At 68.3% G+C, this 24,656-nt stretch carries 24 protein-coding genes and 2 pseudogenes; 8 read left to right on the forward strand and 18 right to left on the reverse strand.

From position 1 onward, the window contains the following. Positions 1–274: 274 nt before the first annotated feature. Positions 275–451, forward strand: a complete 177-nt coding sequence (locus ACFVVO_RS24485) for a hypothetical protein (RefSeq protein ID WP_390057715.1) — start codon at positions 275–277, stop codon at positions 449–451. Positions 452–503: 52 nt separating this feature from the next. Here the strand turns inward: ACFVVO_RS24485 and ACFVVO_RS24490 are convergent, their stop codons facing one another. After that, complete coding sequence (locus ACFVVO_RS24490; protein ID WP_390057716.1) at positions 504–1,940, reverse strand: serine hydrolase; 1,437 nt, start codon at positions 1,938–1,940, stop codon at positions 504–506. Between the two features lie 524 nt (positions 1,941–2,464). Here ACFVVO_RS24490 and ACFVVO_RS24495 point away from each other — a divergent pair. The 4 genes and pseudogenes from ACFVVO_RS24495 (at position 2,465) to ACFVVO_RS24510 (ending at position 5,410) form a co-directional block, all read left to right on the forward strand. Further along, positions 2,465–2,740 carry a hypothetical protein gene (locus tag ACFVVO_RS24495; RefSeq protein ID WP_390057717.1) on the forward strand — a complete coding sequence of 92 codons (276 nt, stop codon included), beginning with the start codon at positions 2,465–2,467 and terminating at the stop codon, positions 2,738–2,740. A gap of 513 nt (positions 2,741–3,253) precedes the next feature. Beyond that, positions 3,254–3,726 (forward strand): annotated as a pseudogene (locus tag ACFVVO_RS24500) (ATP-binding protein). A 149-nt stretch (positions 3,727–3,875) separates the two neighbouring features. Continuing rightward, positions 3,876–4,253: a SpoIIE family protein phosphatase gene (locus ACFVVO_RS24505; protein WP_390057718.1), complete on the forward strand. Its 378-nt coding sequence runs from the start codon at positions 3,876–3,878 to the stop codon at positions 4,251–4,253. A gap of 617 nt (positions 4,254–4,870) precedes the next feature. Continuing rightward, complete coding sequence (locus ACFVVO_RS24510) at positions 4,871–5,410, forward strand: manganese efflux pump MntP family protein (RefSeq protein ID WP_390057719.1); 540 nt, start codon at positions 4,871–4,873, stop codon at positions 5,408–5,410. 66 nt (positions 5,411–5,476) lie between these two features. Here the strand turns inward: ACFVVO_RS24510 and pqqE are convergent, their stop codons facing one another. From pqqE to ACFVVO_RS24585, 15 genes and pseudogenes are all read right to left on the reverse strand, one after another. Continuing rightward, positions 5,477–6,619 (reverse strand): pyrroloquinoline quinone biosynthesis protein PqqE, encoded by a 1,143-nt coding sequence (gene pqqE, locus ACFVVO_RS24515; protein WP_390057720.1) that lies wholly within the window; start codon positions 6,617–6,619, stop codon positions 5,477–5,479. Beyond that, the gene (pqqD, locus tag ACFVVO_RS24520; protein WP_390057721.1) at positions 6,612–6,941 is read right to left on the reverse strand and encodes a pyrroloquinoline quinone biosynthesis peptide chaperone PqqD; all 330 of its coding nucleotides are present in this window, start codon (positions 6,939–6,941) and stop codon (positions 6,612–6,614) included. The genes pqqE and pqqD overlap by 8 nt, the downstream gene beginning before the upstream one ends. A 5-nt stretch (positions 6,942–6,946) precedes the next feature. Continuing rightward, entirely contained in the window at positions 6,947–7,645 is a 699-nt protein-coding gene (gene pqqC / locus ACFVVO_RS24525) for a pyrroloquinoline-quinone synthase PqqC (protein ID WP_390057722.1), read from the reverse strand. Positions 7,646–7,649: 4 nt separating this feature from the next. Next, positions 7,650–8,537 carry a pyrroloquinoline quinone biosynthesis protein PqqB gene (gene pqqB / locus ACFVVO_RS24530; protein WP_390057723.1) on the reverse strand — a complete coding sequence of 296 codons (888 nt, stop codon included), beginning with the start codon at positions 8,535–8,537 and terminating at the stop codon, positions 7,650–7,652. Between the two features lie 109 nt (positions 8,538–8,646). Further along, complete coding sequence (pqqA, locus tag ACFVVO_RS24535; RefSeq protein WP_390057724.1) at positions 8,647–8,742, reverse strand: pyrroloquinoline quinone precursor peptide PqqA; 96 nt, start codon at positions 8,740–8,742, stop codon at positions 8,647–8,649. A gap of 40 nt (positions 8,743–8,782) precedes the next feature. Further along, on the reverse strand, positions 8,783–10,492 hold the full coding sequence (locus ACFVVO_RS24540) for a PQQ-dependent dehydrogenase, methanol/ethanol family (RefSeq protein WP_390057725.1): 1,710 nt from the start codon (positions 10,490–10,492) through the stop codon (positions 8,783–8,785). Between the two features lie 22 nt (positions 10,493–10,514). After that, positions 10,515–10,976, reverse strand: coding sequence for an MSMEG_3727 family PQQ-associated protein (locus ACFVVO_RS24545; RefSeq protein ID WP_390057726.1), 462 nt, complete (start codon positions 10,974–10,976; stop codon positions 10,515–10,517). Between the two features lie 277 nt (positions 10,977–11,253). After that, positions 11,254–13,398, reverse strand: a complete 2,145-nt coding sequence (katG, locus tag ACFVVO_RS24550) for a catalase/peroxidase HPI (protein ID WP_390057754.1) — start codon at positions 13,396–13,398, stop codon at positions 11,254–11,256. 133 nt (positions 13,399–13,531) lie between these two features. Next, on the reverse strand, positions 13,532–14,926 hold the full coding sequence (locus ACFVVO_RS24555; RefSeq protein ID WP_390057727.1) for a LytTR family transcriptional regulator DNA-binding domain-containing protein: 1,395 nt from the start codon (positions 14,924–14,926) through the stop codon (positions 13,532–13,534). Positions 14,927–15,658: 732 nt separating this feature from the next. Further along, a complete protein-coding gene (locus ACFVVO_RS24560; protein ID WP_390057755.1) occupies positions 15,659–15,934 on the reverse strand; it encodes a SpoIIE family protein phosphatase in 276 nt (91 codons plus the stop codon). Continuing rightward, positions 15,826–16,488: a hypothetical protein gene (locus ACFVVO_RS24565; RefSeq protein WP_390057728.1), complete on the reverse strand. Its 663-nt coding sequence runs from the start codon at positions 16,486–16,488 to the stop codon at positions 15,826–15,828. Before ACFVVO_RS24565 ends, ACFVVO_RS24560 begins: the two co-directional genes overlap by 109 nt. Positions 16,489–16,954: 466 nt before the next feature. After that, positions 16,955–17,289, reverse strand: a pseudogene (locus tag ACFVVO_RS24570) (IS5/IS1182 family transposase); the annotation flags it as partial. A 104-nt stretch (positions 17,290–17,393) separates the two neighbouring features. Beyond that, complete coding sequence (locus tag ACFVVO_RS24575; protein WP_390057729.1) at positions 17,394–17,852, reverse strand: SRPBCC family protein; 459 nt, start codon at positions 17,850–17,852, stop codon at positions 17,394–17,396. Between the two features lie 49 nt (positions 17,853–17,901). After that, complete coding sequence (locus ACFVVO_RS24580; RefSeq protein ID WP_390057730.1) at positions 17,902–18,963, reverse strand: hypothetical protein; 1,062 nt, start codon at positions 18,961–18,963, stop codon at positions 17,902–17,904. 216 nt (positions 18,964–19,179) lie between these two features. After that, complete coding sequence (locus ACFVVO_RS24585) at positions 19,180–19,449, reverse strand: hypothetical protein (protein ID WP_390057731.1); 270 nt, start codon at positions 19,447–19,449, stop codon at positions 19,180–19,182. Positions 19,450–19,515: 66 nt separating this feature from the next. Here ACFVVO_RS24585 and ACFVVO_RS24590 point away from each other — a divergent pair, with 66 nt between their 5' ends. Further along, the gene (locus tag ACFVVO_RS24590; RefSeq protein ID WP_390057732.1) at positions 19,516–20,016 is read left to right on the forward strand and encodes a hypothetical protein; all 501 of its coding nucleotides are present in this window, start codon (positions 19,516–19,518) and stop codon (positions 20,014–20,016) included. A gap of 1,212 nt (positions 20,017–21,228) precedes the next feature. Here ACFVVO_RS24590 and ACFVVO_RS24595 read toward each other — a convergent pair. After that, complete coding sequence (locus tag ACFVVO_RS24595) at positions 21,229–22,080, reverse strand: hypothetical protein (RefSeq protein ID WP_390057733.1); 852 nt, start codon at positions 22,078–22,080, stop codon at positions 21,229–21,231. Positions 22,081–22,147: 67 nt separating this feature from the next. On the opposite strand from ACFVVO_RS24595, the gene ACFVVO_RS24600 reads away from it, so the two are divergent. After that, entirely contained in the window at positions 22,148–22,321 is a 174-nt protein-coding gene (locus ACFVVO_RS24600; protein ID WP_390057734.1) for a hypothetical protein, read from the forward strand. 411 nt (positions 22,322–22,732) lie between these two features. On the opposite strand, the gene ACFVVO_RS24605 is transcribed toward ACFVVO_RS24600, so the two are convergent. After that, complete coding sequence (locus ACFVVO_RS24605; protein ID WP_390057735.1) at positions 22,733–23,827, reverse strand: M48 family metallopeptidase; 1,095 nt, start codon at positions 23,825–23,827, stop codon at positions 22,733–22,735. A gap of 420 nt (positions 23,828–24,247) precedes the next feature. Here ACFVVO_RS24605 and ACFVVO_RS24610 point away from each other — a divergent pair, with 420 nt between their 5' ends. Continuing rightward, positions 24,248–24,562, forward strand: coding sequence for a hypothetical protein (locus tag ACFVVO_RS24610; protein WP_390057736.1), 315 nt, complete (start codon positions 24,248–24,250; stop codon positions 24,560–24,562). The last annotated feature ends 94 nt before the right edge of the window (positions 24,563–24,656 follow it).

Raw genomic sequence — 24,656 nt, forward strand, 5'->3', positions numbered from 1 at the left:
AGTGAGCGCCGCCACGTAGAACGTCGCGGGCCCGCGCCGGCGGCCCCGGGCCGCCGGCGCGGGCACGGCGAACCGGTGGACGCGCTCGCCTTCGCCCCGGCCGGTCGCGCTGTTCCGGGAGACCGACATGGCCCGGGTGATCGCCCGGATCTGCCGGACGGCCGGCACCGCAGGGGTTTGACGCCCGCCGACCGGCACCACTGCCTGGCCGGCCTCCCCTTGCCGGCGGCCCGCGCGGCTCAGTGCTGTGTGGGGGTGTGGGCCCGCGGTGTCCGTGGGCTACGAGATCTTCCTGCTGCCCCGAATCGCCGAGGCCTGGCACCGCACCGGCGACCACCGGCTCGCTGCGGGGGAGGGGCTGTCCGCGACGGCGCGCGTGATCTTTGCTGCGGCATTCCTCATGACCGCGGTATTCCTGTCCTTCACCACACCTCACCGACCGTGGTCGTGAGGACGCTCGCCCTGGGCCTGGCGATCAGCGTCGGGGCTTCGGCCGGAGGCCGTCAGCGGCTGAAGGTGCCCAGTTTGTTGGCGTCGAGATGCTCGAGGGTGACGCTCGTGGCCTTGCCGGAACGGGTGTGGAACGTGACGCCGGACAGGCCGACAGCGTTCTCGCCCCGTGTCCGGTAGCTGAAGGTGTCACCGGTGTAATGCCTCAGGGAAAACGACATCTTCAGCGGGCCCAGCGTCATGCTCAGCTTGCCTTTGTTGTCACGGGTGACGGTGACCGGCCCGTAGTACTCGTTCGCATAGGTGCCCGTGTAGACGTCGTCGGCCTGGGCCGGGGCGGCTTTGGCGGGCGGCTTGGCGTAGTTCGTCGGGGAGACGCCCGTGTAGGCGGCGGCCTGCACCACTTTTCGGTAGAAGGCCAGCCAGTCGACTGTCTGCTTGCCGTTCTGGGCGATGTCGAAGAACGCGGCGGCCACCGCCTCGGGCACGCCGATGGGCTGCCCGTTCGTCAGCACCACGATGCCGAGCCGTTCGCTGGGCAGCAGGGTGACCTCGGTCGCGGCGCCCAGGTCGAAGGCGCCGGAATGGTTCAGGCGCAGCCGTCCGCGCTCGTCGTATCCGACGTTCCAACCGAGCCCGTAGAAGCCCGGCTCACCTGCCGGGGCGAGTGGGTCCATCGCGACGGCGTGCGGGATGCGGGTCTGGTCCAGGGCTGCCGGGTCGACCAGCTGCTTCCCGTCGAACGCGCCGTTGGCCAGTTGCAGGCGCATCCACTTGGAGAGGTCGTCGACGTTCGAACTGGCACCGCCCGCGGGCGCCTGGCTGTCGGCGTTCTCGGTGGTGGAGGGCCTCCAGCGTCCGTCGACCTCGACGTGGGCGGACGCCTTGTCCGCGGCCTTGTCATAGTCGGATCGTCGGTAGCTGGAGTGACCCATACCCAGGGGCTTGAACACCGTGTCCGCCGCCAGCCGCGGCCAACTGGTCTTCGCCGCGTCGGCCACCGCCACGCCCGCCTCGGTGAGGCCGTAGTTGGTATAGGCGTAGGTCGCGCGGAACGCGGTCAGCGGCTCGAGGCGCAGGTGCCGCAGGATGTAGTCGCGCTGGTAGCCAAGGTCCTCCAGCAGGTCACCGGCGTGGTCGGGCAGTCCGCTGCGGTGTGAGAACAGGTCCGCGACCGTCACGTTCGTCGTCACGTACGGGTCCTTGAGTGCGAAGCCCGGATCATGGACGACTATCCGGTCGTTCCAGCCGACCACCTTGCGCCCTACGGCCCCGGAGACGACGGTGGACGACAGCGGCTTGGACAAGGACGCCAGCTGGAACACCGTTCCGGGATCGACCTTGCCGCTCTTCCCCAGCTCACGGACGCCGAAGCCCTTCGCGTACACGACCTTGCCCTGGTGGACGACGCCCACGGCGACCCCCGGCACCCCCGTCTTGCGCATCGCGTCCCCCACCAGGCCGTCGAGCCGGCCCACGGCGGTTCCCACCTGCGCCCGCGTCAACTGAGGTGGCGGTTGCTTCGGTGGCGTGGGGGCGAGCGACGCCTCGGCGGACGGACTGCTGGTGGCGGCGCCCGTGCCGGCGCACCCAGGCAACACGGCCCCGAGCACACCCAGGTACACCACCGCGGAACCCACCTGGGCCCGCTGGCACAGCGTTCTCCCGCGACTCCGATTCGCCATCGTCCAGATACCTCGCGCTCGAATGCCCTCAGGGGCACGCACGGCACCCGTTCCATACTCGCCTCAGCGGCGGACCATGGCACTCGGGAATCGCCTTCCCCTGTGCGGAGGGGCACCGCCGCCCCGGACGTGTCACCAGCGCAATCTCTGCGGACGCCTGATACGTACACGAGACGGCATATGTGGCAAACCGTATTAGGAGGTCACGTACTGTGCGTCTCTCAACAGCCACGATCATCCCCCTCGTGGCAGCCGGAGTGGCCTTCACGGGGGCGGCACCCGCTATGGCAGACCCGCAACCCAGCCCGGCTCCGCCCACTACCAGCACCATGCCGCAGCCCGGAACGGCTTCTGGATCCGACAACGGGGGGCGGGTCGGCCACGGCGATGACAACGCGGTCGGGTTCGGCGACGGCCGGCCAGGCCACGGGTCCGGTGACCGAAACCACAGCCATATCTTCCGGCTGCACCAGCACCACCGGTTCTGCTTCTTCGTGCACCGCCACGTGGTGATCCGGATTTTCCGGTTTGACGACCGTGTGGTGATCGTCAAGACGATCGTCCCCGGCCACCTTGTGTGCCTCAGCCCGTTCAGGGACTTCTGAGGAAGACTTCAGTGTGGGACTAAGGACCTGAGAGAGGTGCCGACTCGGTGACCGCGAACGCGAGACGGCTACCGAGTCGGCGTTGCGGCCAGGGCTGAAGGGTGGAACGCCGACCACGACGAATCGATGCCCTTGCGCTGGAGCTTATCGATTTGCGGCAAGCGGATCCTGATCAACCACGGACACAGCCACTCTCCGAAGACAGGGCCCCGTACAGCCGAGCCAGCCAACCCGTACCGCGCCCCGGCCACCGAACGAGATGGCCTTCGAGGGCGGCGCGGAGCCTCTCACCAGACCAGGCTGGTAGTCGGGTGAGCGTCGCACGGCCAGGACGACCCTTACCAGCCCGCTTTCGCTGAGCGGACGCGGAACGGGAGAGGAGATCACTCGTCCTCGACGTGGAGGGATCGTGGTTCGCGGGGATTCGCCGGACGGGTCGGTCAGCGGCACGCCGGGCGCGTGACGCGCGGGGTGAACCGCATAGTGAAGGCGGCTGTGAGGGAACCGGCGCCCATAGGAGAGGACCGCGCCACGTCGGGCGGACAGGCCATCCAGACCACGGCGGCGCTGGACGGCGACGGCACCGTCATCGCCCAGGCCCGCCACCTGGCCGCCGATTTCCTCACCCGCGTCCAGGCAGACTGCCCGTCTCGCAGCGCGCCGTGGACCCCACCCAGCTGGTCGTCAGCGAGCTGGTTACCAACGCCCGCAAGTACGCCCCGCGGCCGGTGCTGCTGGACCTGCGGATCGCCGGCGACGTGGTCGAGGTCGCGGTGTGGGACTCCGACCCGGTACTGCCCATCGCCCGGGCCGCGGACGCCGGCCGGGTGGGCCGGCACGGCCTGGAGATCGTCATGGCCGTCTGCCAGAGCTTCGAAGCGCAACGCGAGCCGGTCGGCAAACGCATCGCCGCCCGCATCGCGCTGGCCGACGACCCCGGTGGTGCCGTCTTTGGACGTGGGCCCCTTGTAAAACGCCCCGGCTGAACACGCTCAGCCGGGGCGTACGGCGACGGCGGGGCGGGCCAGGGGGGTGGCACCATGCCGGGACCCCACCGGGGCAGGGTCCCCGAACTGCTGCCTGCCGGGACGCTTGCGCGCCTGCGGCGCCCCACCACGTGAGGAGGGCACCATTCATGTCACTCGCGAAGGTCAGACGCTCCGGTGGTAGGTCTTCAGACGGCCCCGCTCCTGCCGCCTCTGCTGCCCGCCCCCGACGGCACCACGGCGTACGTCCCGAGCACGGCCCCCTGATCGGGCTCGGCCTGCCCCACCCGCCGGCGCACCGGGTCACCGCGCCGCCCGGGACACTCCTGCTGCTGGTCACGGACGGCTTCATCGAGCGTCGCCGCGAGGACCTCCAGACGTCCCTTGAGTCCCTGGCCGAAGCGGCCGGCGAGGGCTCCGCCGATCCCGAGGAGACCTGCGCGCGCCTGTTCGACCGGCTGTCCCCCGACGGAAACGACGACGTGGCTCTCATGGCCGTACGCCTCAACCCCATCCCCACCGACTGACGGCGGCCCCCGCCACGGCCGACGAAAACAACCCGGACCGGTCGTCTCCGGCGTGAGCCCTTGCTGCGCCGACCGAGCCTGCGCCAGCAGATCTGCCCCGAGCCGAATCCCAGCTCCGGCGGCAGCAGTTTGCCAGCTGACATCGTTGCGGCAGGTACAAGATGCCCTGCAAGCACAGCCGGTCATCCACCGGCTTCGGGCACGGGAGCCTCTGCGGCCAGGGCGGCAGCAACGGCTCGATCCGCCCACAGTTCGTCATCCACGATCCACGGCCGATTCCTCATACCTCACGAACGGCGAAATCATCGTACTGGTCACGCTCGACCTGCACACCTCAACAAGATCGTGTTACGAGCTCTAAGGAGCTTGCGAGCGTCAGCGGGGGCCCCACATAACACCACCTACAAGATGTTCAAAATTAGGCGCGCAGGTTCAATCAGCGAGCCTTTTGTAAGCGCTGGCCACCGTCGGGCGAGTGGTGTCGAAGCTCCTCCGGAAATCGGCTTGCCATGTTTGTCACCAGAACCATCTGAGATATGATGTAGAATTATGGTGAATGCTAGCCGAGGCAGAGTCGTCTTCGCCGACACTGGTCGTCATCGGGTAGCGGCGTCGTCATGATCTGGGAAATATTGGTCCTGGGTTTTGTACTCAGTCTCGACAATTTCCGAGTATCGATCGCACTCGGCACGGTCCCATTCGGTTTGAAGCGCGCGGTGCAGGTCGCGCTGACCTTCGGACTGTGGGACGCGATTATGCCGCTGGTCGGACTGTTGATCGGTCACCAGATCGGGGAGTCCGTCGGGGACGTCGCCGATGTGGTGGGCGCGGCCGCGCTCGGCGGGTACGGTCTCTACCTCGTCATCTCGTCCCTCCGGAAACCCGAGCCGGACGAGTTGGATCAGCCGTGGGCGTTGTTCGGCATCCCGTTGACGCTGAGCCTGGACAACTTGCTCGCCGGGGCGAGCCTGGGGGTTCTTGGGCTCTCGCCGTGGTTCTCGGCCGCCGCCTTCGGCGTCATAACGGCGGTGTTGTCGCTGGTCGGGCTGCGGCTCGGGCGGGCCGCGGCGCGCCTCATCCGGATCCGCTCGGACCTGCTGAGCGGGGTCACCTTGATCATCGCCGCTGCGGCGCTGCCGTTGTGGTTCGGCGGCTGACCCGCTTCACCGTGAGGCAGGCCGGCCTGCAGGCAGGGGATCAGCGGAAGATCGCCGACCCACGAGTCAGGATGGCCGGCCTCCACCGACCGGGCGATCAGGTCGCGGCCGGGCGACAGGTGGCAGACCGGGTCGGTGCGGGCGGGGGACCAGCGGAAGACCGTCGTCCCGCGAGTCGGCGTTGGCGGCCTCTACCGCCCGGGCGATCAGGTCGTGGTCGCGCGAAAGGTAGCAGACCGGGTCGGTGCGGGCGGCGTCGCCGGTGAGCAGGAACGCCTGGCAGCGGCACCCGCCGAAGTCCACCTCCCGCCGGGGGCAGCTCCGGCAGGGCTCCGGCATCCAGTCGGTCCCGCGGAACGCCGTCATCACGGGGGCCTCGGCCCAGATCCGCTTCAGCTGGTCCTCCCGCACGCTGGCCCGCGGCAACGGCAGGGACTGGGCGGCCGGGCAGGGCAGGACGTCGCCGTTCGGCGTCACGGTCAGCTGCCGGGAGGCCCAGCCACCCATGCAGGGCTTCGGGTAGCGGCTGTAGTAGTCGGGGATGACGTAGATGATGTCCATGCGGTCCCGCAGCCGCTCGCCGGTGGCCCGTACGACGGCCTCAGCCGCCTCGAGCTGGGCCCGGCTCGGCAGCAGCGCGGCACGGTTTCGCCAGGCCCAGCCGTAGTACTGGGTGTTGGCCAGCTCCACCCGGTCCGCGCCCACCTCCTCGGCCAGAGCGAGCACGTCGGCGATGCGGTCGATGTTGTGCCGGTGCAGGACCACGTTCATGGTGAGCGGCCAGCCCAGCTCCTTGACCACAGCCATCGCCTCGATCTTGCGTCGGAAGGACGGGATCCCGGCGATCCGGTCGGACACGGTCGGTTCGTCGGCCTGGATGCTGATCTGCACGTGATCCAGGCCGGCGGCCCGCAGCCGCTCGGCCCTCGGACGCGAGAACCCGAGGGCGCTGGTAATGAGGTTGGTGTAGAGACCCAGGGCATGGGCGTGCGTCACGAGCTCCGCCAGGTCGCGCCGCAGCAGCGGTTCCCCGCCGGACAGGTGGCACTGCAGAACTCCCATGTCCTCGGCCTCGGTCAGCACCCGCAGCCACTCGTCGGTGGTCAGCTCGTCCTGGTAGTCGGCCAGGTTCAGCGGGTTGGAGCAGTACGGGCAGGCCAGCGGGCAGCGATAGGTGAGCTCGGCGAGCAGCCCGAGCGGGCTATCCATCGCTGAGCTCCACCCAGCGCCGGACAATGAGCCGGGTCAAGAACTGCCGCACCTCGTCCTCAGGGACGGTCTGGTAGCGGGCGCCCAGTTCGGTCATGATCTCGGCCACGGTGTGCCGCCCGTCGCACAGCTCGAGGATGGCCGCGCCGCTGCCGTTCAGAACCACTACCGTCTCGGGGTGCAGCAGGACCTTACGCTGCCTGGTCCGGCAGAAGGTCAGCCGGACATGGCCCGCCAACCGGGGCCGCTCCGAGCCGGACACCCCGACGCCGGGCCGGGTCCTGGTAGGGGTCTGAGTCGTTCCGGTAGGGGTCGGGTCCATGGTGATCACTCCGGGTAGGCCTGGTCGATGGCGTCCATCAGGCTCCACAGGACGTCGCACTTGAATGACAGCGCGTCGACGGCGCGCGCCTGGGACTCGGCGGAGAGGCAGTGCGCGGTGACCACCTCGAGGGCGTGTTCGCAGTCGCGGGGGGCCTGCTCCAGGCGGGTGCGGAAGTAGGCAAGGCCCTCGGGGTCGATCCACGGGTACCACCGCTCGAACGCGGCAAGCCTCGCCGCCATCAGGTCGGGTGCGAACAGCTCGGTGAGCGAGGACGCCACCGCCTCCACCCACGGGCGGGTCCGGGCGAAGTTCACGTAGGCGTCGACGGCGAACCGCACCCCGGGTACCAGGTGCCGGTGGTCGCGGACCTCCTCACGGGTCAGCCCCGCTGCCTCGCCGAGGCACAGCCATGCTTCGATGCCGCCCTCGCCGACGGCGGTGCCGTCGTGGTCGACGATCCGTCGGATCCAGCGGCGGCGGACCTCGAGGTCGAGGCAATTCGAAAGGATCGCGGCGTCCTTGCGGGGGATGTTCTCCTGGTAGTAGAAGCGGTTGGCCACCCAGCCTCGGATCTGTCGGCGGCTCAGCCGGCCGGCGTTCATCCTGACGTGGAACGGGTGCTGGTCGTGGTACCGCTGCGAGTGGGCCCGCAACGTCTCGACGAAGCCGTCGGCGTCGGTTCGCGTGGTTGTTGTCGTCACGGCTCTACACCTGGACCTCGAGGCCGTCCATGGCCACCTCTGTGCCGCTCTCCTCCAAGGTACGCCGCTCGGGCGCGTCCTCCAGGAGGATCGGGTTGGTGTTGTTCATGTGCACGAAGATTGTCCGCCTCACGCCCAGCGACGGGAGCTGCGCGAGACTGCCGTCCGGGCCATCGATGGGCAGGTGGCCCATCTCCCGGGACGTCTTCCGGGCCAGGCCGAGCCGTACGAGCTCGTCGTCGCGCCAGCAGGTCCCGTCGATCAGCAGGCATTCGCAGCCCTCGATCTCCACGCGCAGCGCCGGCGTCAGCGATTGCACTCCTGGCAGGTACACGAGCGTTCCCCTGCTGCGCTCGTCGGTCAGCCGGTAACCCACGACGCGGCCGTGGTCCACTCCGGCTCCGAATCGATCGCGTTTCGTGGTGGGCACGTCGAACGCCCGGCACGACAGCCCGTCCGCCAGGGCGAGATCGGTGCCGGGATGTACTGCCCGCCACTCGACTGGGCAGTAGCGCTCGAGCGTGCGCAGAATCCCCGAGCCGTCAGACAGGGTCTTGCGCACCGTCGCCGTGGCGTAAAGCCGCAGGGCGCGGGCCTCGCGCAACAGGAGCAGGCCCAGCGTGTGGTCAAGCTCGGCGTCGGTGAGCAGCACCGCCTCCAGCGGCGTAGTCCGGTCGTCGTGCGGGTGCAGGCCGGGGAAGGCCTCGATCTGGGTGCGGAGGTCGGGCGAGGCGTTGATGAGGAACCACCGGCGGCGGTCGGCGCTGACGGCGACCGACGACTGGGTGCGCGCGAGGCCGGCCCGGGAGCGCACCGCGGCGCACACCGGGCAGCCGCAGTTCCACTGCGGAGAGCCGCCCCCCGCAGCCGACCCGAGCACTCGCAGCAACACGCCGGCACTCCGTTCATCGAGGATCCGGGTCCGTCGTCGGCCCGGCCGTCCGTCGTTGTCCCGAGCCGTCGGGCGGCGCCGGACCAGGTCCGGCGCCGCCCCACATCCGCTAGTCCTCCAACTGAGCGAGGTACATGGTCACCTCGGCCGCCACTGAGATCTCGTCGAACTCGGGCGTCTCCCACACAGCGAGCTGAGACTCCATGGATTCACCTCCTCTCAATGCGGCAGGCTCCGATCACGCGCTACGACGGTTCCGGGAGGGCGAAGACGATCAGGGCGCTTCCGTGCCCCGCGCCTAGCATGCCGGGGAGGAACCCCTCGGCCCATCCGCCCCAACCGACCGGCACGGCCACGTACTGCCTGCCGTCGACCACGTAGGTGGTCGGGCTGCTGTGGTGGCCGCTTCCACACTGGAACTGCCACAGCAGCTCCCCGGTGCGGGCGTCGAGCGCGTTGAACTCCCCGGAGGCCTCACCGGCGAACACCAGGTCACCGCCGGTGGCCAGCACCGAGGCGCACATCGGGAGTTCGTTGCGCCAGCGCCACTTCTCCTCGCCGCCTGCGTCGAACGCGCTGATGGAACCGGCCATGTCCTCGATGTCCACCTGAACGCCCGCGCCCCAGTACGGGATGCTCTCCTTGAACTCTCGGCGCCGCCGGGTGGCCGTGGCGCCGGTGTCCTGGACCGGGACGTAGAAGAGTTCGGTCTTCGGGCTGTATGCCGCATGGGTCCATTCCTTGGCGCCGGCCGGACCCGGGTAGAAGTGGACCGGTTCTCCTTCCTTCTCCGGGTACACCTTGGCCGTCACCTTGCCGTCCCTCGTGATCGCGCCCCACGTGATCCGGTCCACGAAGGGGGTGATCTGGACCCTCGCGCCGTCCGTGCGATCAAGAACGAAGAAGTAGCCGTTCTTGTCGAAGTGCCCGAGCAGTTTGCGCCCGTCCTGCTCGAACAGGATGCACTCGGCGATGCTGTCGTAGTCCCACAAGTCGTGCGGTGTGCACTGGTAGTGCCAGCGAATCTGACCACTGTCCACGTCGACGGCGATGATGCTGTCGGTGAAGAGGTTGTCGCCCTCGCGGACGCCTCCGTCGAAGTCGGGCGCCGGGTTGCCGGTGCCGACGTACAGCAGGTTCGTCTCCGGGTCGAAGGTGCCGGTGACCCAGCAGTTCGCCCCACCCCGTGCCCAGGCCTCGCCTTCGGCGGGCCAGGTGTCCGAGCCGGGCTCCCCGGGCTTGGGCACCGTGTAGCAGCGCCACTGGTGCTCGCCGGTTTCGAGGTCGAACGCGTCGAGGTGGCCGCGTACGCCGAACTCGCCGCCGGAACTCCCGACGATGACCATATTCTTCACGACCAGCGGGGCGACCGTGGCGCTCTCTCCGGCCCGGACGTCTCCGTAGGTTTTGTCCCAGACCCGCTTGCCGGTGGTGGCGTCGAGCGCGAGCACGCGAGCATTCGCCGTGACGAAGAAGATCTTCCCCTGTGCCACGGCGACTCCACGGTTCACGTTCCCGCAGCACAAGGACACGTCGAAGGGGACCGCATGCTTGTACCGCCAGATCTCCACACCCGTCTTCGCGTCAAGTGCCCAGACCCAGCCGTCCCAGCCGGAGAGGAACATGACCCCGTCGACGACGATCGGGGCGGCCTCGAACGAGTAGGTCGACGCGCCCGCGATCAGGCCGGTCGTGCCGGCCTGGAAGACCCATGCGGGGACCATGCGCTTGATGTTCTCCGTGTTGATCTGATCCAGCGGGCTGTACCTCTGCCCGTTGTAGGCGCCGTAGTAGGTGAGCCAGTTCTGGGGTTCCTCGCGGGCATTGAGGAGGCGCTCGTAGTCGACGCCGGCCACGACCGGCGGAGCGACCTCACCGCCCGCGACCTTGCCGCTCAGGGCTCCCTGATCGACAGCCTCACCCGCGTCGACGTAGTCGGCGTAGTCGACGGTCATTTCCTCCACCTCCTACTTCTTCCTACGGCCGCGGCTGTTCGGGACGGTCGAGGCGAGCCTCCGGCGGAGCGTCCCCTAGAACCACGATGCACCCGGTCAGCCCCCGGCCCTCGTCATTGCCCGTGGGCGAGCTGAACCAGTAGTAGCCCGGACCGTCCAGGTTGAGGTGCGCGTGTCCGTGTGAATGGTTCACCAACCAGATGAACTTCCTGTCGCCATTGCTCGGCAGGAGCGCGCAGTGTGTGTTCCCGTCGTCATTGACGAGCTCGAGCTCGATATCGCCTCCGCGGGGCATGACCAGAATAGAGGGATCCCAGGTCAGCTCATCCGGGTTGATGCGAATCGTGGCCTCCATGTGGCCATCCGATGCCTCGGTGGCCTGCCCAATGCTTCCGGTTCCCAGCACTTGACCCAGTGCTGCTTTGTTCTGTCCGGCCAACCCGATCTTGTCCAGCAGGTCGGCACGCTCCTGCGCGGTCGTCATCGGGGCCTCACCGTCCTCATCCCGAATCTCCGAATTAGCTTCGGAATTACTTTCATTACGTCGCCCGATGCCCGGTTGCAATCCGCAGCCAACGAGCGCGCTACGCCGGATGAATTACGTCGAAAAGGGTGAGAAAAATCTGTGGTTAAGAACCACGCTACGCCGGATGAATCACACCGACAAGGCTCAGAGCTGGCTCGGACCGGCTCACGCCATTCATCCGCGACCAGCTACCGTTCGTACCCGGTTTACCACCGTTGGGAGGACCCCGAGAGGATCAAGTGAGGTCGTACCGATCGAGGTTCATAACCTTGGCCCATGCGGCGACGAAGTCCCGCACGAACTTCTCCTGTGCGTCGTCGCTCGCGTGGACCTCCGCGACGGCACGCAGCTCGGAGTTCGAGCCGAAGACGAGGTCGACGCGGCTACCGATCCACTTGATCTCGCCGGTGGCGCGGTCGCGCCCCTCGAAGGTTTCCGCGGTCGCGGATGTCGGCTTCCATTCCGTGCCCATGTCGAGCAGATTCACGAAGAAGTCGTTGGTCAGCGAACCGGGCGCCGAGGTGAAGACGCCCAGCGCCGACTGCCGGTAGTTGGCGCCCAGCACTCGCAGGCCACCCACGAGGACGGTCATCTCGGGCGCACTCAGGTTCAGCAGGTTCGCGCGGTCGACCAGCAGGTGCTCCGACGGCAGCCGGTTTCCCTTGCCGCGGTAATTGCGGAACCCGTCCGCGGTCGGCTCGAGCGCGGCGAAGGACTCCGCATCGGTCCACTCCTGCGTGGCGTCCGTGCGTCCCGGACTGAAGGGGACCTGGACGTCGTGGCCGGCGGTCTTGGCGGCCTGCTCCACGGCGGCGGCTCCGCCGAGCACGATGAGGTCGGCCAGCGAGATCCTCTTGTCGCCGCTCCCGGAGCTGTTGAAGCACTCCTGGATCCCCTCCAGGGTGCGCAGCACCCGTGCCAGCGTGTCGGGCTCGTTGACGTCCCAGCCCCGCTGCGGCTCGAGGCGGATGCGCGCGCCGTTCGCCCCGCCACGCTTGTCGCTGACGCGGAACGTTGAAGCCGACGCCCACGCGGTCGAGACGAGCTGGGAGACGGACAGCCCGGAGGCGAGGACCTGGCTCTTGAGCGCGGCGATGTCGGCCGTCCCGACGAGCTCGTGGTCCACGGCGGGGACCGGGTCCTGCCAGTGCAGCATCTCCCGGGGGACCAGCGGTCCGAGGTAGCGCTGGATCGGGCCCATGTCGAGGTGCGTCAGCTTGAACCAGACCCGGGCGAACGCATCCCCGAGCTGGTCAGGGTTCTCCAGGAATCGTCGCGAGATCGACTCGTAGACCGGGTCCAACCGCAGCGCGAGGTCCGTCGTCAGAATCGTCGGGGCGTGTGTCGCAGATGGGTCGTGGGCGTCCGGCACGGTACCGGCCCCGCCGTCGTCGCTCGGGGTCCACTGCCACAGGCCGGCGGGGCTCAGCTCCAGGTCCCATTCATAGCCGAACAGGGTCTCGAAGAAGCTGTTGTCCCATCTCGTCGGAGTGGGTGTCCACGTACCCTCGAGCCCGCTGGTGATGGCGTCCGTGCGCTTTCCGGTGCCGTAGCTGCTCTTCCAGCCCAGGCCCTGCTCCTCGAGGGGGGCGCCCTCGGGTTCGGGGCCGAGGTGGGCCTCCGGGTCGGCCGCGCCGTGGGTCTTGCCGAACGTGTGGCCGCCCGCGATCAGCGCGACGGTCTCCTCGTCGTTCATCCCCATGCGCCGGAACGTCTCGCGGATGTCCCGGGCCGCGGTGAGCGGGTCCGGGACGGTGTTCGGTCCCTCCGGGTTGACGTAGATGAGGCCCATCTGGACAGCGGCCAGAGGGGTCTGTAGTTCTCGGACGCCGCCGTGGCGTTCGTCGCCGAGCCAGGCATGTTCGGGACCCCAGTAGATGTCCTCGTCGGACTCCCAGACGTCCGCCCGGCCACCGGCGAATCCGAAGGTCGTGAAGCCCATCGTCTCCAGGGCGCGGTTGCCTGCGAAGATCATCAGGTCGGCCCAGGAAATCTTGCGGCCGTACTTCTTCTTCACCGGCCAGAGCAGCCGGCGCGCCTTGTCGAGGTTGCGATTGTCCGGCCAGCTGTTTAGCGGCGCGAAACGCTGCATGCCAGCGCCCGCGCCGCCGCGGCCGTCGTCGATGCGGTACGTACCCGCGCTGTGCCACACCATCCGGATCATGAGCGGCCCGTAGTGGCCGAAGTCGGCCGGCCACCATTCCTGCGAAGTCGTCAGCACCTCGTCGACGTCCCGCGCCAGGGCGTCCAGGTCTAGCGTCCGGAACTCCGCGGCGTAGTCGAAGTCCTCGCCCATGGGGTCGGCCATGGCGGGATGTTTCCGAAGAATCGCCAGGTTGAGCTGGTTCGGCCACCAGTCGCGGTTGCTCGCGCCCGCGATCGAGTGACTGCGGTACCCGGCCGAGGCAGAGAGGCCGAGGCCGCCCGCACTTCCAGCGTTCGTCTCGCCGACAACGGCGTCCGGACTGTCAGACACGGAATATCCTTCCTGGCACCGAGGTCGTGCCGGGAACTCAGATGTCCAGCGCGCGACGCACGGCCGGCGCGTTCCGCCGGGAAACCGGCACCATCTCGTCCGCCCGGTCATCCATGATCAGAGACAGCTCACCCTTGAGCCCGCGCTCTATCTCCCGGATGCGGCTGAGGTTGACCACGTACCGGCGGTGCACCCGCATGAAGCCGAGATCCGCCAGCTCGCTGTCGAGCTTGTCCAGGCTCAAAGAGGCGGCTCGCAATCGCCCCTGATCGGTGGAGAGCCACACGTCGTTACCCTGCGATTCAGCGAAGAAGACCTCCGGCAGCCGCAGCAGCACCATCCGGTTGTCGCGCATCGCGACCAGCCGGCGCGGCTGCACCCGAGCGTGCGCGGCCGCTTCCGCCTGGGGCAACTGCGCCCCGTCGGAGACACCGAACAAGACCAGGTTGCCGATCAGGTGTCCGGATGAGAAGACGGGTCGGATACTGATCGATGTCGGCTCGTCGGCGAGGTGGGCGAAGATCTGCGTCGAGCCGACCCAGTCAGGATTGTGGGCTGCCTGCCTGGTGGCATACCGGGCGGCTGTGATCAATTCTGGTAGCCCGGGGTTCCATCGCAGCGTGGGGTCGACCGCCGGGGTGCATGCCGGGACGCCCAGGAGCACGCTTGCCATGTCGTCGGCGATCACCACCTTACCCGCGGCGTCCACGGCGGCGAGTGCCGCACCTGAGCGTGCCCTGGCCTGGGTGTAGGCCGCGACCAACTCGGCACCACTGTCCCGGGCGCGCCTCTTCAGCGGGTGCTGGGTCCTGGTGACCACGTTCGCCAGCCAGCTTTCCGTGGACGCGGGAAGCCGGCTGCGCCAGCAGCAGATATTCAGGACCGCGATCGGTTCCCTGGTCACCACGTCGCGCACCGCCACGCCCGCGCAGACCCAGTTGTGGAACGCCTGGCACCAGTGCTCCGCGCCCCTGATCGGTACCGGGCCGTGTGCCTCGAGCGCCGTGCCCATGCCGTTCGTGCCGACCGCGCACTCCGACCAGCAGAACCAGGGCACCAGATTGGAGTCGCCGGCTCTGGCGAGCGTGGCCTGATCACCCCACTCGGCCAGGATCCGGCCAGTGGCATCGGTGACGGTGACGGCGCCACCGAGGTTGCCCACTTCATGTGCCACGGAGGCAGCACAAAAACCCAGCTCAGCGAATACGACATCGTGCTCGGGCGTATGGTCGAGCTCCGCGACAGCTACCGGAGCCTCTGTGAGGTGAGGATCGACCCGGTATTGCTCTCGGCAGCGATGCCAGGAGATCGCCACCAAGGGCCGGACACCCGGGACCTGATCCTCGCCCTGCACGAATCGTTCCCACGCCGCGAGCACGGTGCCGCCGTCCAGGTTCGCCGAGCTGGGCTCAAGCCGATGTACATCCCTCATGGTTCAGAACCACCCTTGGTCCCTCCCCAACGCCCGACGGCGTGCGCACTGTCCGCGCCGGTCGCCGCTCGTCGCGGCCGGGCCTGCAGCGGACTGGGCCCTGCCTCGCGCGTATTCATGCTCCGTCACTCGTTCCAGGCTGTGTCATAGCCCTGCACTCCCCACCCTAGGTACCGTCGTCGGTCTGCGCACGTCCCTGTCCCGGCCCGCGTGCGCGAAACGTCGCTTCCGGACCGGCCGTGGACAACGCAGCCGCGGGCGAGGTGCGCGGCTCACGGCAGTCGGTCCACCCGGTAGATCGGTCCTGGGAGCCATTCCGCGGGCCCGCTGTCGGGGCATCGCACGAACTTCTCGCGGTAGGTCCGGGAGCATGCCTGACCGCTCCCGCGTGCGTGCGGTGTGCAGGGCCAGTGGGCCGGTCATGGTGGCCATGGGCAGCTGACCGGCTTCCTCGTTCAAGTCGACGTGGAGATCCGCGCTCAGGACAGGGCGCTCCCGCCCTGGACGCTGTGGTCATGAGGGCCGCCGGACGACACTCCAGTGACGTCGGCTGTCTTGTCGGCCGGTTCCAGGGCCGGCCCGAGCCATTCGCAGGCAGGACGGTGGCGTCGTTCTGAAGCCGGCCGTCGTGGTGATCGAGGACAGCTGGATGAGCCGGCGCAGAGTCTCGGCACCAGCAGACCGTCGGCGTGGTGGCGGATGAGGAAGTCGGTGAAGCGGGCCAGACCGAATTCAGGGCCGCCGGAGCGGCGGGCCTCTGGTGGTGCCGTCGGTGTACGGGACGATGCGGTCGCAGGGCTGCAGATGCTCCGTGCACACCCTGGTGGGCAGGCCGAGGTCGGTGCCCATGGGATGGGCCGGAGGGCAGGCCGGCTGCGTGGTCCAGCGGCTGTCGCGGATCACGATCGGCGGATGGTGGCCCCGGTTGACGCATTGCAGGATGCCGGTGCGGGTGTCGAGGGTGGCCAGAATGCTGGTGACGAAGCGCCTGTGGCCGTACTGCTCGATGACGGCGGTTTCCACAGCTTCGCCTTGCCGACGAGGTCGACGCCCTCGCTGCGGGCCTTGCGGCATGCGCCCATTGCCAGCCCACAGGACAGGCCTGCGGCGGTGCCGTGGCCCATCGCGTCGAAGATCGACAGATGGACGAGGGGCCCCTCGATGGCGTACTCGAAGACGTCGCCGCTGATCTGGTACGCCGGTTCCAGGGACGCGTAGATCACGACGCGCCCGTCCGCGTAGGTACGTGGGGGCAGCAGGTTCCACTGCATCTCCGCGGTGATGCTCATCGGCTGCGCCCGTACCAGCTTGGCCAGCGTGTCGCTGGTGCCCCGCTTGCTGACGACGATCAACGCGATGAGCCCGGCCAGTGCCTCTATGTCCCGGGCAGCGACGTCGTCCCGCTCGGCGGTCACCCGCAGCAGCCCCATGCGCTCGGTGCCGTCCAGCAGCGGCACCCACCACTCGGAGGCGGCCTCGCCCACCGGCGCCGCAGGCAGGATGTCGCTGTACTGCCGCCAGTAAGCAGCACCTCGGTGAGCCGTGCCGTGGCAGTCAGCCAAGCCCCGGGCTGTGGTGTCAGCCTTGGGCTGGGGGGACGCGCAGGAAGGAAGAACGCTTGGTGGTCGGGTTGAGGAGTGCGACTTTCAGGGGAGTGCGGGCGGCGGCCTGAATGCGGGCGAGCCAGGTCTGGCTGTGCACCAGGATCGTTAGCTCTGCCGACTCCACCACCTCCACTACGCCCCGCTCCAGCCCGCGATCTCCGCCCTCAGCGCCGACGCGCCCGAACCGACCGGCCAACTCGTCGGCGGACTCGTCCAAGCCGCCATGACCGCCGTCGAACACGGCGCCGACCCCCACACCGTCGCCGACCGCGTCCTCAGCCTCACCCACCGGGGCCTGACCCCCGCGGTCTCCGACTGAATCGCCCCCGGGCACATCGGCCGACACATTGCCCGCCTTCTGGAACCCCATCGACCCAGGACGCCTTGACGAACCCGGGGCGGCTACCGCGCGAACCACCCACCACCTTCCCGACATGATCGCCCAGCCGGGCTCGCGGAGCCAGAGGATCAGGGTTGCCAGGACGACTCCGGCGCGGTAACGGTCGGCGAGTTCGCCGAAGCGGGTGGCGATCGCTCGGAACTGCTTGAGGCGGGCGAAGCACCGTTCGACCACGTTGCGATCGCGGTAGATCCCCTTGTCGAAAGCGGGCGGTCGGCCGCCGAGGCCCCCCGGCGTCGGCGGTTGGCCGCTTGGTCGCGGCGTTCGGAGATCGTGGTGGCGAAACCCCGGCGCCGGGGCAGGTGGCGGATCGCCCCGCTCGAGTGGGCCATGTCGCCCAGCACGCGCTCCTCGGCACGGTCATCGCTTACGGAGTTTGCTGCGCCCGCCAGGCACAGAACCGAGACGGCACGTCCCCTCACAAGTAGGCAAACGCTGCCTGACATGGCATCAGCGATGGCTACTACTCGATATAGGCGGCCAGGTTGGAAAGGGAAGAGGCGAGCCCTGCGGCGTGGTCCTCGGCGGAAATGCCGTCCGGGACGTTCTCGGCGACCATGTCGACGCGCGTCCCGGCTCCGACAGCGGTGACCTCCCAGGTCATGGTCATTGTGCCGGCGTAGGCAGGATCATCGGAGACGAAATCCACCGCCTGCTGGACCCGCACGCCGGGGACGATGTCGACGAAGCGAGCTTCAACGATGTCGGAATCCACGGTCGCCTTGCCGGGTGCGCCTGACGCGTCGGAATAGGTCAGCACCAATCGGTACGACCCATCCGGCCGGGCATCGAATCGCTCGAACCTGCCAGTCATCCCGGCTGGCGGCAGCCATGCCATGAGCGCCTCGCGATCGACGAGGGCTGCCCAGACGCGATCTGGTGGCGCAGCGATCACCCTCGACGCACTGTCCATACGTGGCATGGCGCGACCTTAGCGCCCTCACGTGTCCGTACAAGAGGCTTCGCCGTGATCAGCCAGTTTGATAGTGGATCAAATCCGGCAGGATCGCAGAACTCACCGGAGCCGTCAGCCGGAACTCGATCAGCCGGGCTGGACAGCCCTTGGCGACCAGCTGCGCGAGAGCGGTCAATCGGTGGTTGCCGTCGAGCACCAGGGAACGGTCCGGATCCAGCGCATATGTCGCGAGGATCAGCGAGACGCCCCGGCCGTCGAGTTGGGTCGCGTACTGGTCCCTCAATGCCCCGATCCGCGACCGCCGATCGCCCTGCAGGAAGGACAGGTCCGTCACAAGTTCTGTGTGCCGGATGGGTACCGCGTCCCGATGGTCGTATTCGACCTCCCCGGACCTGGATGCGTCTCGATACCAGGGGGCGTGATATCCCTCCAGAGCCGCCAGCCCGTAAGGCGCGAGGTCGGTGGAAATCATGGACAGCCGGACGGTTCCATTGTCCCGACGGGCCATCTCCGACAACGCTTGCCAGTCGAGGGTGGTGCGGATACGGTCCGCTCCCTCGGTGAAATGGGCGTGAAACACCTCGAATGGCACCGGAGCGGTCCCGATCCGCAAGAGCCTCTGTGTCGTCGTGTCGATTCCGTCGGCCCAGTGAGCAGCCACGATCTTCGATCTCCTTGCATGGAACATGGCAGTCTCCCGCAGTGTCCCGACCACCGTGGCGAAATTGGACCAGTCGTCGTGCGTCCACTGCGCATGGGAACGAAGGGAGGAGCCAAGTCCGTCAGTGATCGTCTCCAGCACCCGCGATACCGTCCGCAGATACTCTTCCTGCATCGGTCGCCGGGCGAGAGGCACCAGTGACAGGCCTGCTCTGCAGTCGTACAACGCCCTATAGGTGAGCTCTGGGGCGCCGGCTTCGCGCAACTGCGACACCGAGAAGGTCAGGTATGCGACCTTCTCCGTCAGTTCGAGATCGGCGAGTGCCTCTTGGATGTTCCCCTGCCGCCGGGCAAGCAGCATGCCGACGATCATCGTGGTGACAGCTCCCAAGCCGAAGCTGGATGCCCAGTCCGACCAGTTCCAGGGCTCGCCGCGCCACCACAGGAACAGATCCATGGCCCCGGCAGCGACGGGGAGTACAGCCAGGGGCCAATAGTCCGTCCATAAAGACCGTGCTCTCGGCATCCTCGCTCCTCTCCGGCCGCAAGACCGCGGCCTCATACGAGGAAGACAGGCTGCGCCGTCGGGCGGTTGCACCACCTTTCCGTGTGCCCCTCCCGACTGGTCCACGTCCGTTCGCCGGTGACGGGCCGTCGGCAGACGATGTGGGCGTCACAGCGGGGTGGACCATTCGGTGAGCCGGGCCATCGCCTGGACGTATTCGTTCAGGCGACGCTCCGGGTTGGCTGCCATGGCCCGCCGGTACAGGCCGCCGGCCTCCAGGGCGCACGCCTGACCGGACTCGCCCTCAAGGCCGAGGACCTCATCGACGCCGACCGCTTCCCACAGCAGATCACCCTGGATGAGGCACGCAGCCGGTGCCGAGAAGCTACGTCGGGCGACCGTCCCGCCTCCAGATGCATGGGCATATGCCCTTGTCACTTGAAATGGTGCTTTAGGGGACTAATCACTCGATATATGGCATTGAGCTGGTAAAACTCGACTTGGATGAAGCAATTGCTGCCTCTCGAAGGGAAACGCTCGATGGCTCCTCTGTCGGCTCGTCGTGCACGGCACCTGGCTTGCGTCGGGGCGGCCCTCGCGGCTGCCGTCCTGCCTGTGGCGTCGGCTGCTCCCGCCAGCGCTACGACCCGGGAGGCACACGTCTCGTACATCCAGCGGGATGGTTGGGGGAACATCAAATACGACGTGCGCTTCAATGGCACCGTCCGGTCCGACGGCCCGACCCGGTACGTGATTCAGGGGGAGCTGGACGCCTACTGCCACGACAGCACGATCACCGGTCAGTCCATCACGCTGGGCTACGGGCCCTCGAAGAACGGCTGGCAGTACAAGAGCTACTGGTGCACCGACGCGCCTGTCAAGATCAACATTGAGGGCAACCGCTCCTCCGGCGACAGTGTCGATCTGATCGTCGGTGCTACCAGCGGCGTGTTCAACTCCTACAACTACGGCAGCAAGCAAACCTTCGACATCGGAACCGACTGACCCCCTGGCCATGCGGCGCGCCGGCAGCAGCCTACCGGCCATCTCATGAACCCGCAGAGGAGATTGGGACCGGTGACCGGTGCCCGGTGAATCAAGATTTAGGGTCGCCGGATGGCCGTGCACGCGCTGTGTCCTCGCAGGCGCCGGTGGTTGCGTAATCGGTGCACGGTCTCTGCCGGTGCCGTCAAGGACGGTGAAGACGGTGCCCGTCCTCAGCCGCAGACAAGCACGCACTCTGGACCCTCCACCGGCCGCTGGGGGAGCGGGGACCCGGCTCGGGCAGGATGGGTTCCCATGACGGGTGGGACAGACAAGCACGTAGAGCTGCTTCAGCGTGCCGGGCTGGAGGTCGTGGGGGACCGGCGGATCGAGCAGGTATTGCCGCCCCGATCCGCGTGGCGCCCGGTCATCTCGGGCGAAGCCAAGCCGACTGTGACGGTACGGGGAGAACTGCCCGGCCTGATCACCGCGTTGAACGAACAGTGGCACCGGCTCGCGGTCGGCAGCGGGATCATCGGCGAGGACGGCGTGTTCCTCATCGACGTCGCCGGCAACTGGACGGGTTGCGCGCCCCGGCGCTGGACGCGGGTGAAGCTCACCGATCGGTGGGACCTCGCCGGAGTCCTCGGGAAACGGCCCGGGCGTCCGGAATTCGTCACGGTCTCGACGGACGGCCGTGCCTTGCTCGGGGTCACCGCCGAAGAGGACGAGGTTTGGCTCGTCGCACTGGACCGCATCCCGGATTGGCAGGAGGTGACCGCGCGGGCGGCGGCCCGAGAGACTCCTGAGGAACGGGCAGCTGCCTGGGCCACGCTGCTTCACGGGCCGGCGCCTTCGGAAAGGCTGCGCGAGCTGTGGGCCCATGGACTGGCGCGCAACCCGGCCGTCCCCGAAGCCCTGCGCGCCGGCCTCCTGGGCCTGTCGCATTTCCTCCTGTGGCGCCCCCTGTCGGCAGAGGTGGTCGAGGCGGCCATGGCCCACCCCGACTGGAAGGTGCGGCAGCTGCTGGCCGAGGCCCAGCCGAACATCACACCCGAGCAGTGGTCCCGCCTGATCCTGGGCGAGCGGAACGAGCGGTACCGGTGGATCCTCACCCTGCTCGCGGCGGACCGGCGTGAGCAGCTCACCGGCACCGCCTGTACACAGCTCGCCGCGGACCCGTCCGCACGGATCCGCGAAGAGACCGCCCGCCTGCAGGGCCTGCCCGCGGACCTACTCATCGCCCTGGCCGGTGACGCCGATCCGTCCGTACGCGCCTCGGCCTGCCGAAGAGCCTGGCCCCATCTGGAGGGCCTGGCCCGGACGGCGCTTCTCGACGACCCCGACGGCAAGGTCCGCGTCAAGGCGCTGCTCCGTCACCACCAGGACCACCCGATGCCCCGCCCGGTCTTCGACTCGGGAGGACTCGGGAACGACGCGAACGACGCGGTGCGGACCTGCCGCCTGGAGCGCGACCTCGCCCAACACCTGGCCGAGCACGGCGATCCCGCACAGCGCCGTTTCCTCGCGGGCAACCCGCACCTGGACCCGGACCTGGTGGGCCTCCTCGCCCTGGACCCTGACGTATCCGTGCGCTTCGAGGTGTCCAATCGCCCCGATCTCACCGAGGATCAGCGGGCGGGCATCGACATCGACTTCGACCCCCACGTCCACTATCACCCGCTCGACTGGGTCATGGCACTGCACGAGGATCGTGATGCCATGCGCCGCCTGGCCGCTTCCTCCCATCCCCTCGTGCGCAGAAGCGTCGCCCGGGCCAGGCGCCTTCCACCGGACGTCGTGGAACGCCTGGCCCGCGACGAGGACCGTGTCGTCCAGCTCTTCCTCGCCGAATCCTGCGACGACGCCCCCGCCGACATGCTGCTGCGGGTGTGGCAGTGGTGGACCGGCAGCCTCAGCACCCCCGATCGCCCCCACGGCCATCCGAACTTCCCCCGCCGCGACCTGCTCCGCCACGCCGACGATCCGAACCCGAGAATGCGCCAACTGGCCTTGGACGACCCGGAATCGACAGCCGAACTCGTCGAACGATTCAGCCGGGACACCGACGAAGAAGTACGGCACCGGGCCGCGACCGACCCGCGGCTGACACCCGCGTCGGCCGTGCGGCTGCTCGACGACCCGCGCGCGCGTGCGCCATGCGGCCGCCAGACACTCCCGGCTGCCCGCACGGGTGGTGGTCCGGCTGCTGCGCGATCCCGACACCGCGGAAACCGCGGCCCAGCATTCGTCGCTGCCCGTCCCGGTCATGGAGCAGATGCTCCAGCGGATCCAGTCTCCCGCCGACACCGTCCCAGAGCCATGAGCCGGTCCGCCGATGGCATCCCCGCACGTTCACAAGGCGGGAGCCGCCGGCCCAGCGGACACGAGGGTTGTCGGCGAACCCGGCGAGAAGGCACCAGGAGCCTGCGCCGCCTCCCTCACCCTCCCGAACCGCAATGGCCACACTGCGGGCGTCAACACGCGAACCAAGCCGATCACGAGGCAGATGCACGGTCGAGCCAGGGGCCGTCCAGGGGCGTTTGCGGTGTGGGCGATCAGGCCCGTGCTGATGTGGGCGCCGTCGCCGATACCGTCGCGCCCTGGCAGCGCGCGGTCAGGCCGGAGTCCCGCCAGTACTTCGCGCAGGTGGACCACCTACGGCATCATCAGCGGCTGGGCTGTGGCGCGCCTTCGCCAGGATCCATGATTGGTGGAAGCACTACGCCGCACTCGTTCAGTGCGTCAGTGGGACGCAGTCACGCATGACTTTGCGCGCCAGTGCCTGTTTGGGAAGGCGGAGTGCGTCCTCGATGCGGTTCCGGTCGGGCTCGTCGAGCGTGATCGCCGCGCTGCGTCTCGGGGCATGGGCCAGTCGTGCCATGCGTGAACTGTCGGACGGGAAGCCGGCAGTGTCGACCAGGGTCCCGATGCCCACGGGTTCGGTGGCCTCTTCACGGCCCCGCTGTTCGCGCAGACTCTCGGCGTAGCGGGCGGCCTTGTCCCAGAGTTCCTCAGGTGCAGCTGTCGCGGAACGGCTTCCTACTAGCGTCCGGGTCTCGATGGTCAGGCGGTGTATTTCCATGCCGACCGCGCCCGCCAGGTGCCGGTCCTGCAAGGAGGCGATGGCTGCCTCGGTGGAAGCCGTACGAGCGGCCACGTCGTCCGCATCGAACGCGGCACGGCGTGTGACCGGCCGGGTGAGCCACATCAGCAGGCGGGCGGTCGTGGTGGCCGCCGCCCTCGGAATCCACATCAGATACTCACCCGTCCGGGTCCGGGCGTTGAAGCGCGCTGCGCCCCCTTCCACTTCGCCCGCGTGCCAGGCGTGAGCAGGGACACTCGACGTGATGTATGCGTTGTTTCTGGCGCGCATCGTCCGGGTCGCGGTGTTGAGAGATTCGAGTGCGGTACCGACGACCGCGCCGACTCGAGGATCGTGACCAGCGAGGTGCCCCAGCGCGTGGGCAACGGCGGCAATCGGCTGCTGGGTGGGGTGGGCGGCCCAGAGCGGGAGGCCGAGGACGAGGCACCGCTTGCGGCGTACACCGTAGTGGGTGACGGTCATGGAAAATTCCGGACCGAGCTGGACCGCGTCGAAGCGTCGCACCCCGGCTGCGTCCGCTATCCGGTCCAACAGATCGAACAGGATCGGTGCGTCCGCGTGCCGCAACGTGGGCAGTTCGGCATCCAGCCTGCCGGGACGCGGGCACAGCGGAAAAGCCAGGCCCAGCAATACCAAGCCCACCATTGGCTGAATGACCGTGCGGAACCCGAGCACGATCAACAGCACGCCGCCGATGAACAGTCCAGCCGTCACGAGATGGACCATGGCGGCGACGGTGTACGCGGCGAGAGTCGCACACCTGACCACGGCAGGGCTTTCGGGTGGAGTCTGTCGGACACGTTCCATGGAGCCCCCTTCGGCGATGAGCGCTCGGTGTCGCTCAGGCGTGTGTCGAGCTGACCAGTACGGTGGCCGACCAGCAAGCCGTCTGAGCAACATCTGAGCTCTGTCCCGAGCGATCGCGTGCCGCTCCCCGAGAGGGGACTCGAACAGGCCGCGTCAGCCGGCCAGTGAGGGGGAGGCGGGGACAGGCGACGCGCCCAGCAGCACCCGGCCGTACCGCCCCAGCTGGGCCCGCGATCGTGGCGACCAACCGACACTGCCTCTGCAGTCGAGGGGTGTGCTTTTGGACAGTACTGGCTGGTAGGGGCTGTGCGGTGGGTGGTTCCGGGCATGATCGCAGGTATGTCTCGTGAGAGTGATGCCAGCTGCCTGCTGTGGGAGGTTCAGCTGTACGAGCCGTTCAGCCGTGTGTGGATCTGCAAGGGCTACGGCCGTGCCGTCACCGACGTGGAACCGGCCGAGGTGGGCCGTGCGGTCCTGGCCTGCCAGCTCGCCCGCGGTCCGGCCCGTGGTGGGGAAACGTTTAGGGTCGTGGTCCGCACCGGCAGCGACAACCTTCTGATCGTCTCGGCGGACGAACTCCCCGCGCGGGGCTGGATGGCTGATCCTGCAATCTGCCGGCTGCTGCCCGCCTACCTCCGCGACGCCCTCGCCTGAGAGGTCGTTTTATCCCGGTGTTTTATCCCGTGATGCGGGCTTGTTCCGGTGATGTCGGGTCGCGCCAGGAGATGGTGTTCTCACCGGTGAGGCG

It is taken from the genome of Streptomyces sp. NPDC058145, assembly GCF_042884245.1.
Lineage (GTDB): Bacteria > Actinomycetota > Actinomycetes > Streptomycetales > Streptomycetaceae > Streptomyces.

Bases quoted from the DNA above. Each gene is read 5' to 3' on its own strand.
- ACFVVO_RS24540 (WP_390057725.1), bottom strand. From the start codon at position 10,492: ATGACCGTCGACTACGCCGACTACGTCGACGCGGGTGAGGCTGTCGAT.
- ACFVVO_RS24495 (WP_390057717.1), top strand. From the start codon at position 2,465: ATGCCGCAGCCCGGAACGGCTTCTGGATCCGACAACGGGGGGCGGGTC.
- ACFVVO_RS24545 (WP_390057726.1), bottom strand. From the start codon at position 10,976: ATGACGACCGCGCAGGAGCGTGCCGACCTGCTGGACAAGATCGGGTTG.
- ACFVVO_RS24610 (WP_390057736.1), top strand. From the start codon at position 24,248: ATGTCTCGTGAGAGTGATGCCAGCTGCCTGCTGTGGGAGGTTCAGCTG.
- ACFVVO_RS24590 (WP_390057732.1), top strand. From the start codon at position 19,516: ATGAAGCAATTGCTGCCTCTCGAAGGGAAACGCTCGATGGCTCCTCTG.
- pqqA (WP_390057724.1), bottom strand. From the start codon at position 8,742: ATGGAGTCTCAGCTCGCTGTGTGGGAGACGCCCGAGTTCGACGAGATC.
- ACFVVO_RS24605 (WP_390057735.1), bottom strand. From the start codon at position 23,827: ATGGTCCATCTCGTGACGGCTGGACTGTTCATCGGCGGCGTGCTGTTG.
- ACFVVO_RS24505 (WP_390057718.1), top strand. From the start codon at position 3,876: ATGTCACTCGCGAAGGTCAGACGCTCCGGTGGTAGGTCTTCAGACGGC.
- pqqE (WP_390057720.1), bottom strand. From the start codon at position 6,619: ATGGATAGCCCGCTCGGGCTGCTCGCCGAGCTCACCTATCGCTGCCCG.
- ACFVVO_RS24555 (WP_390057727.1), bottom strand. From the start codon at position 14,926: ATGAGGGATGTACATCGGCTTGAGCCCAGCTCGGCGAACCTGGACGGC.
- ACFVVO_RS24580 (WP_390057730.1), bottom strand. From the start codon at position 18,963: ATGGATCTGTTCCTGTGGTGGCGCGGCGAGCCCTGGAACTGGTCGGAC.
- ACFVVO_RS24575 (WP_390057729.1), bottom strand. From the start codon at position 17,852: ATGCCACGTATGGACAGTGCGTCGAGGGTGATCGCTGCGCCACCAGAT.
- pqqD (WP_390057721.1), bottom strand. From the start codon at position 6,941: ATGGACCCGACCCCTACCGGAACGACTCAGACCCCTACCAGGACCCGG.
- ACFVVO_RS24510 (WP_390057719.1), top strand. From the start codon at position 4,871: ATGATCTGGGAAATATTGGTCCTGGGTTTTGTACTCAGTCTCGACAAT.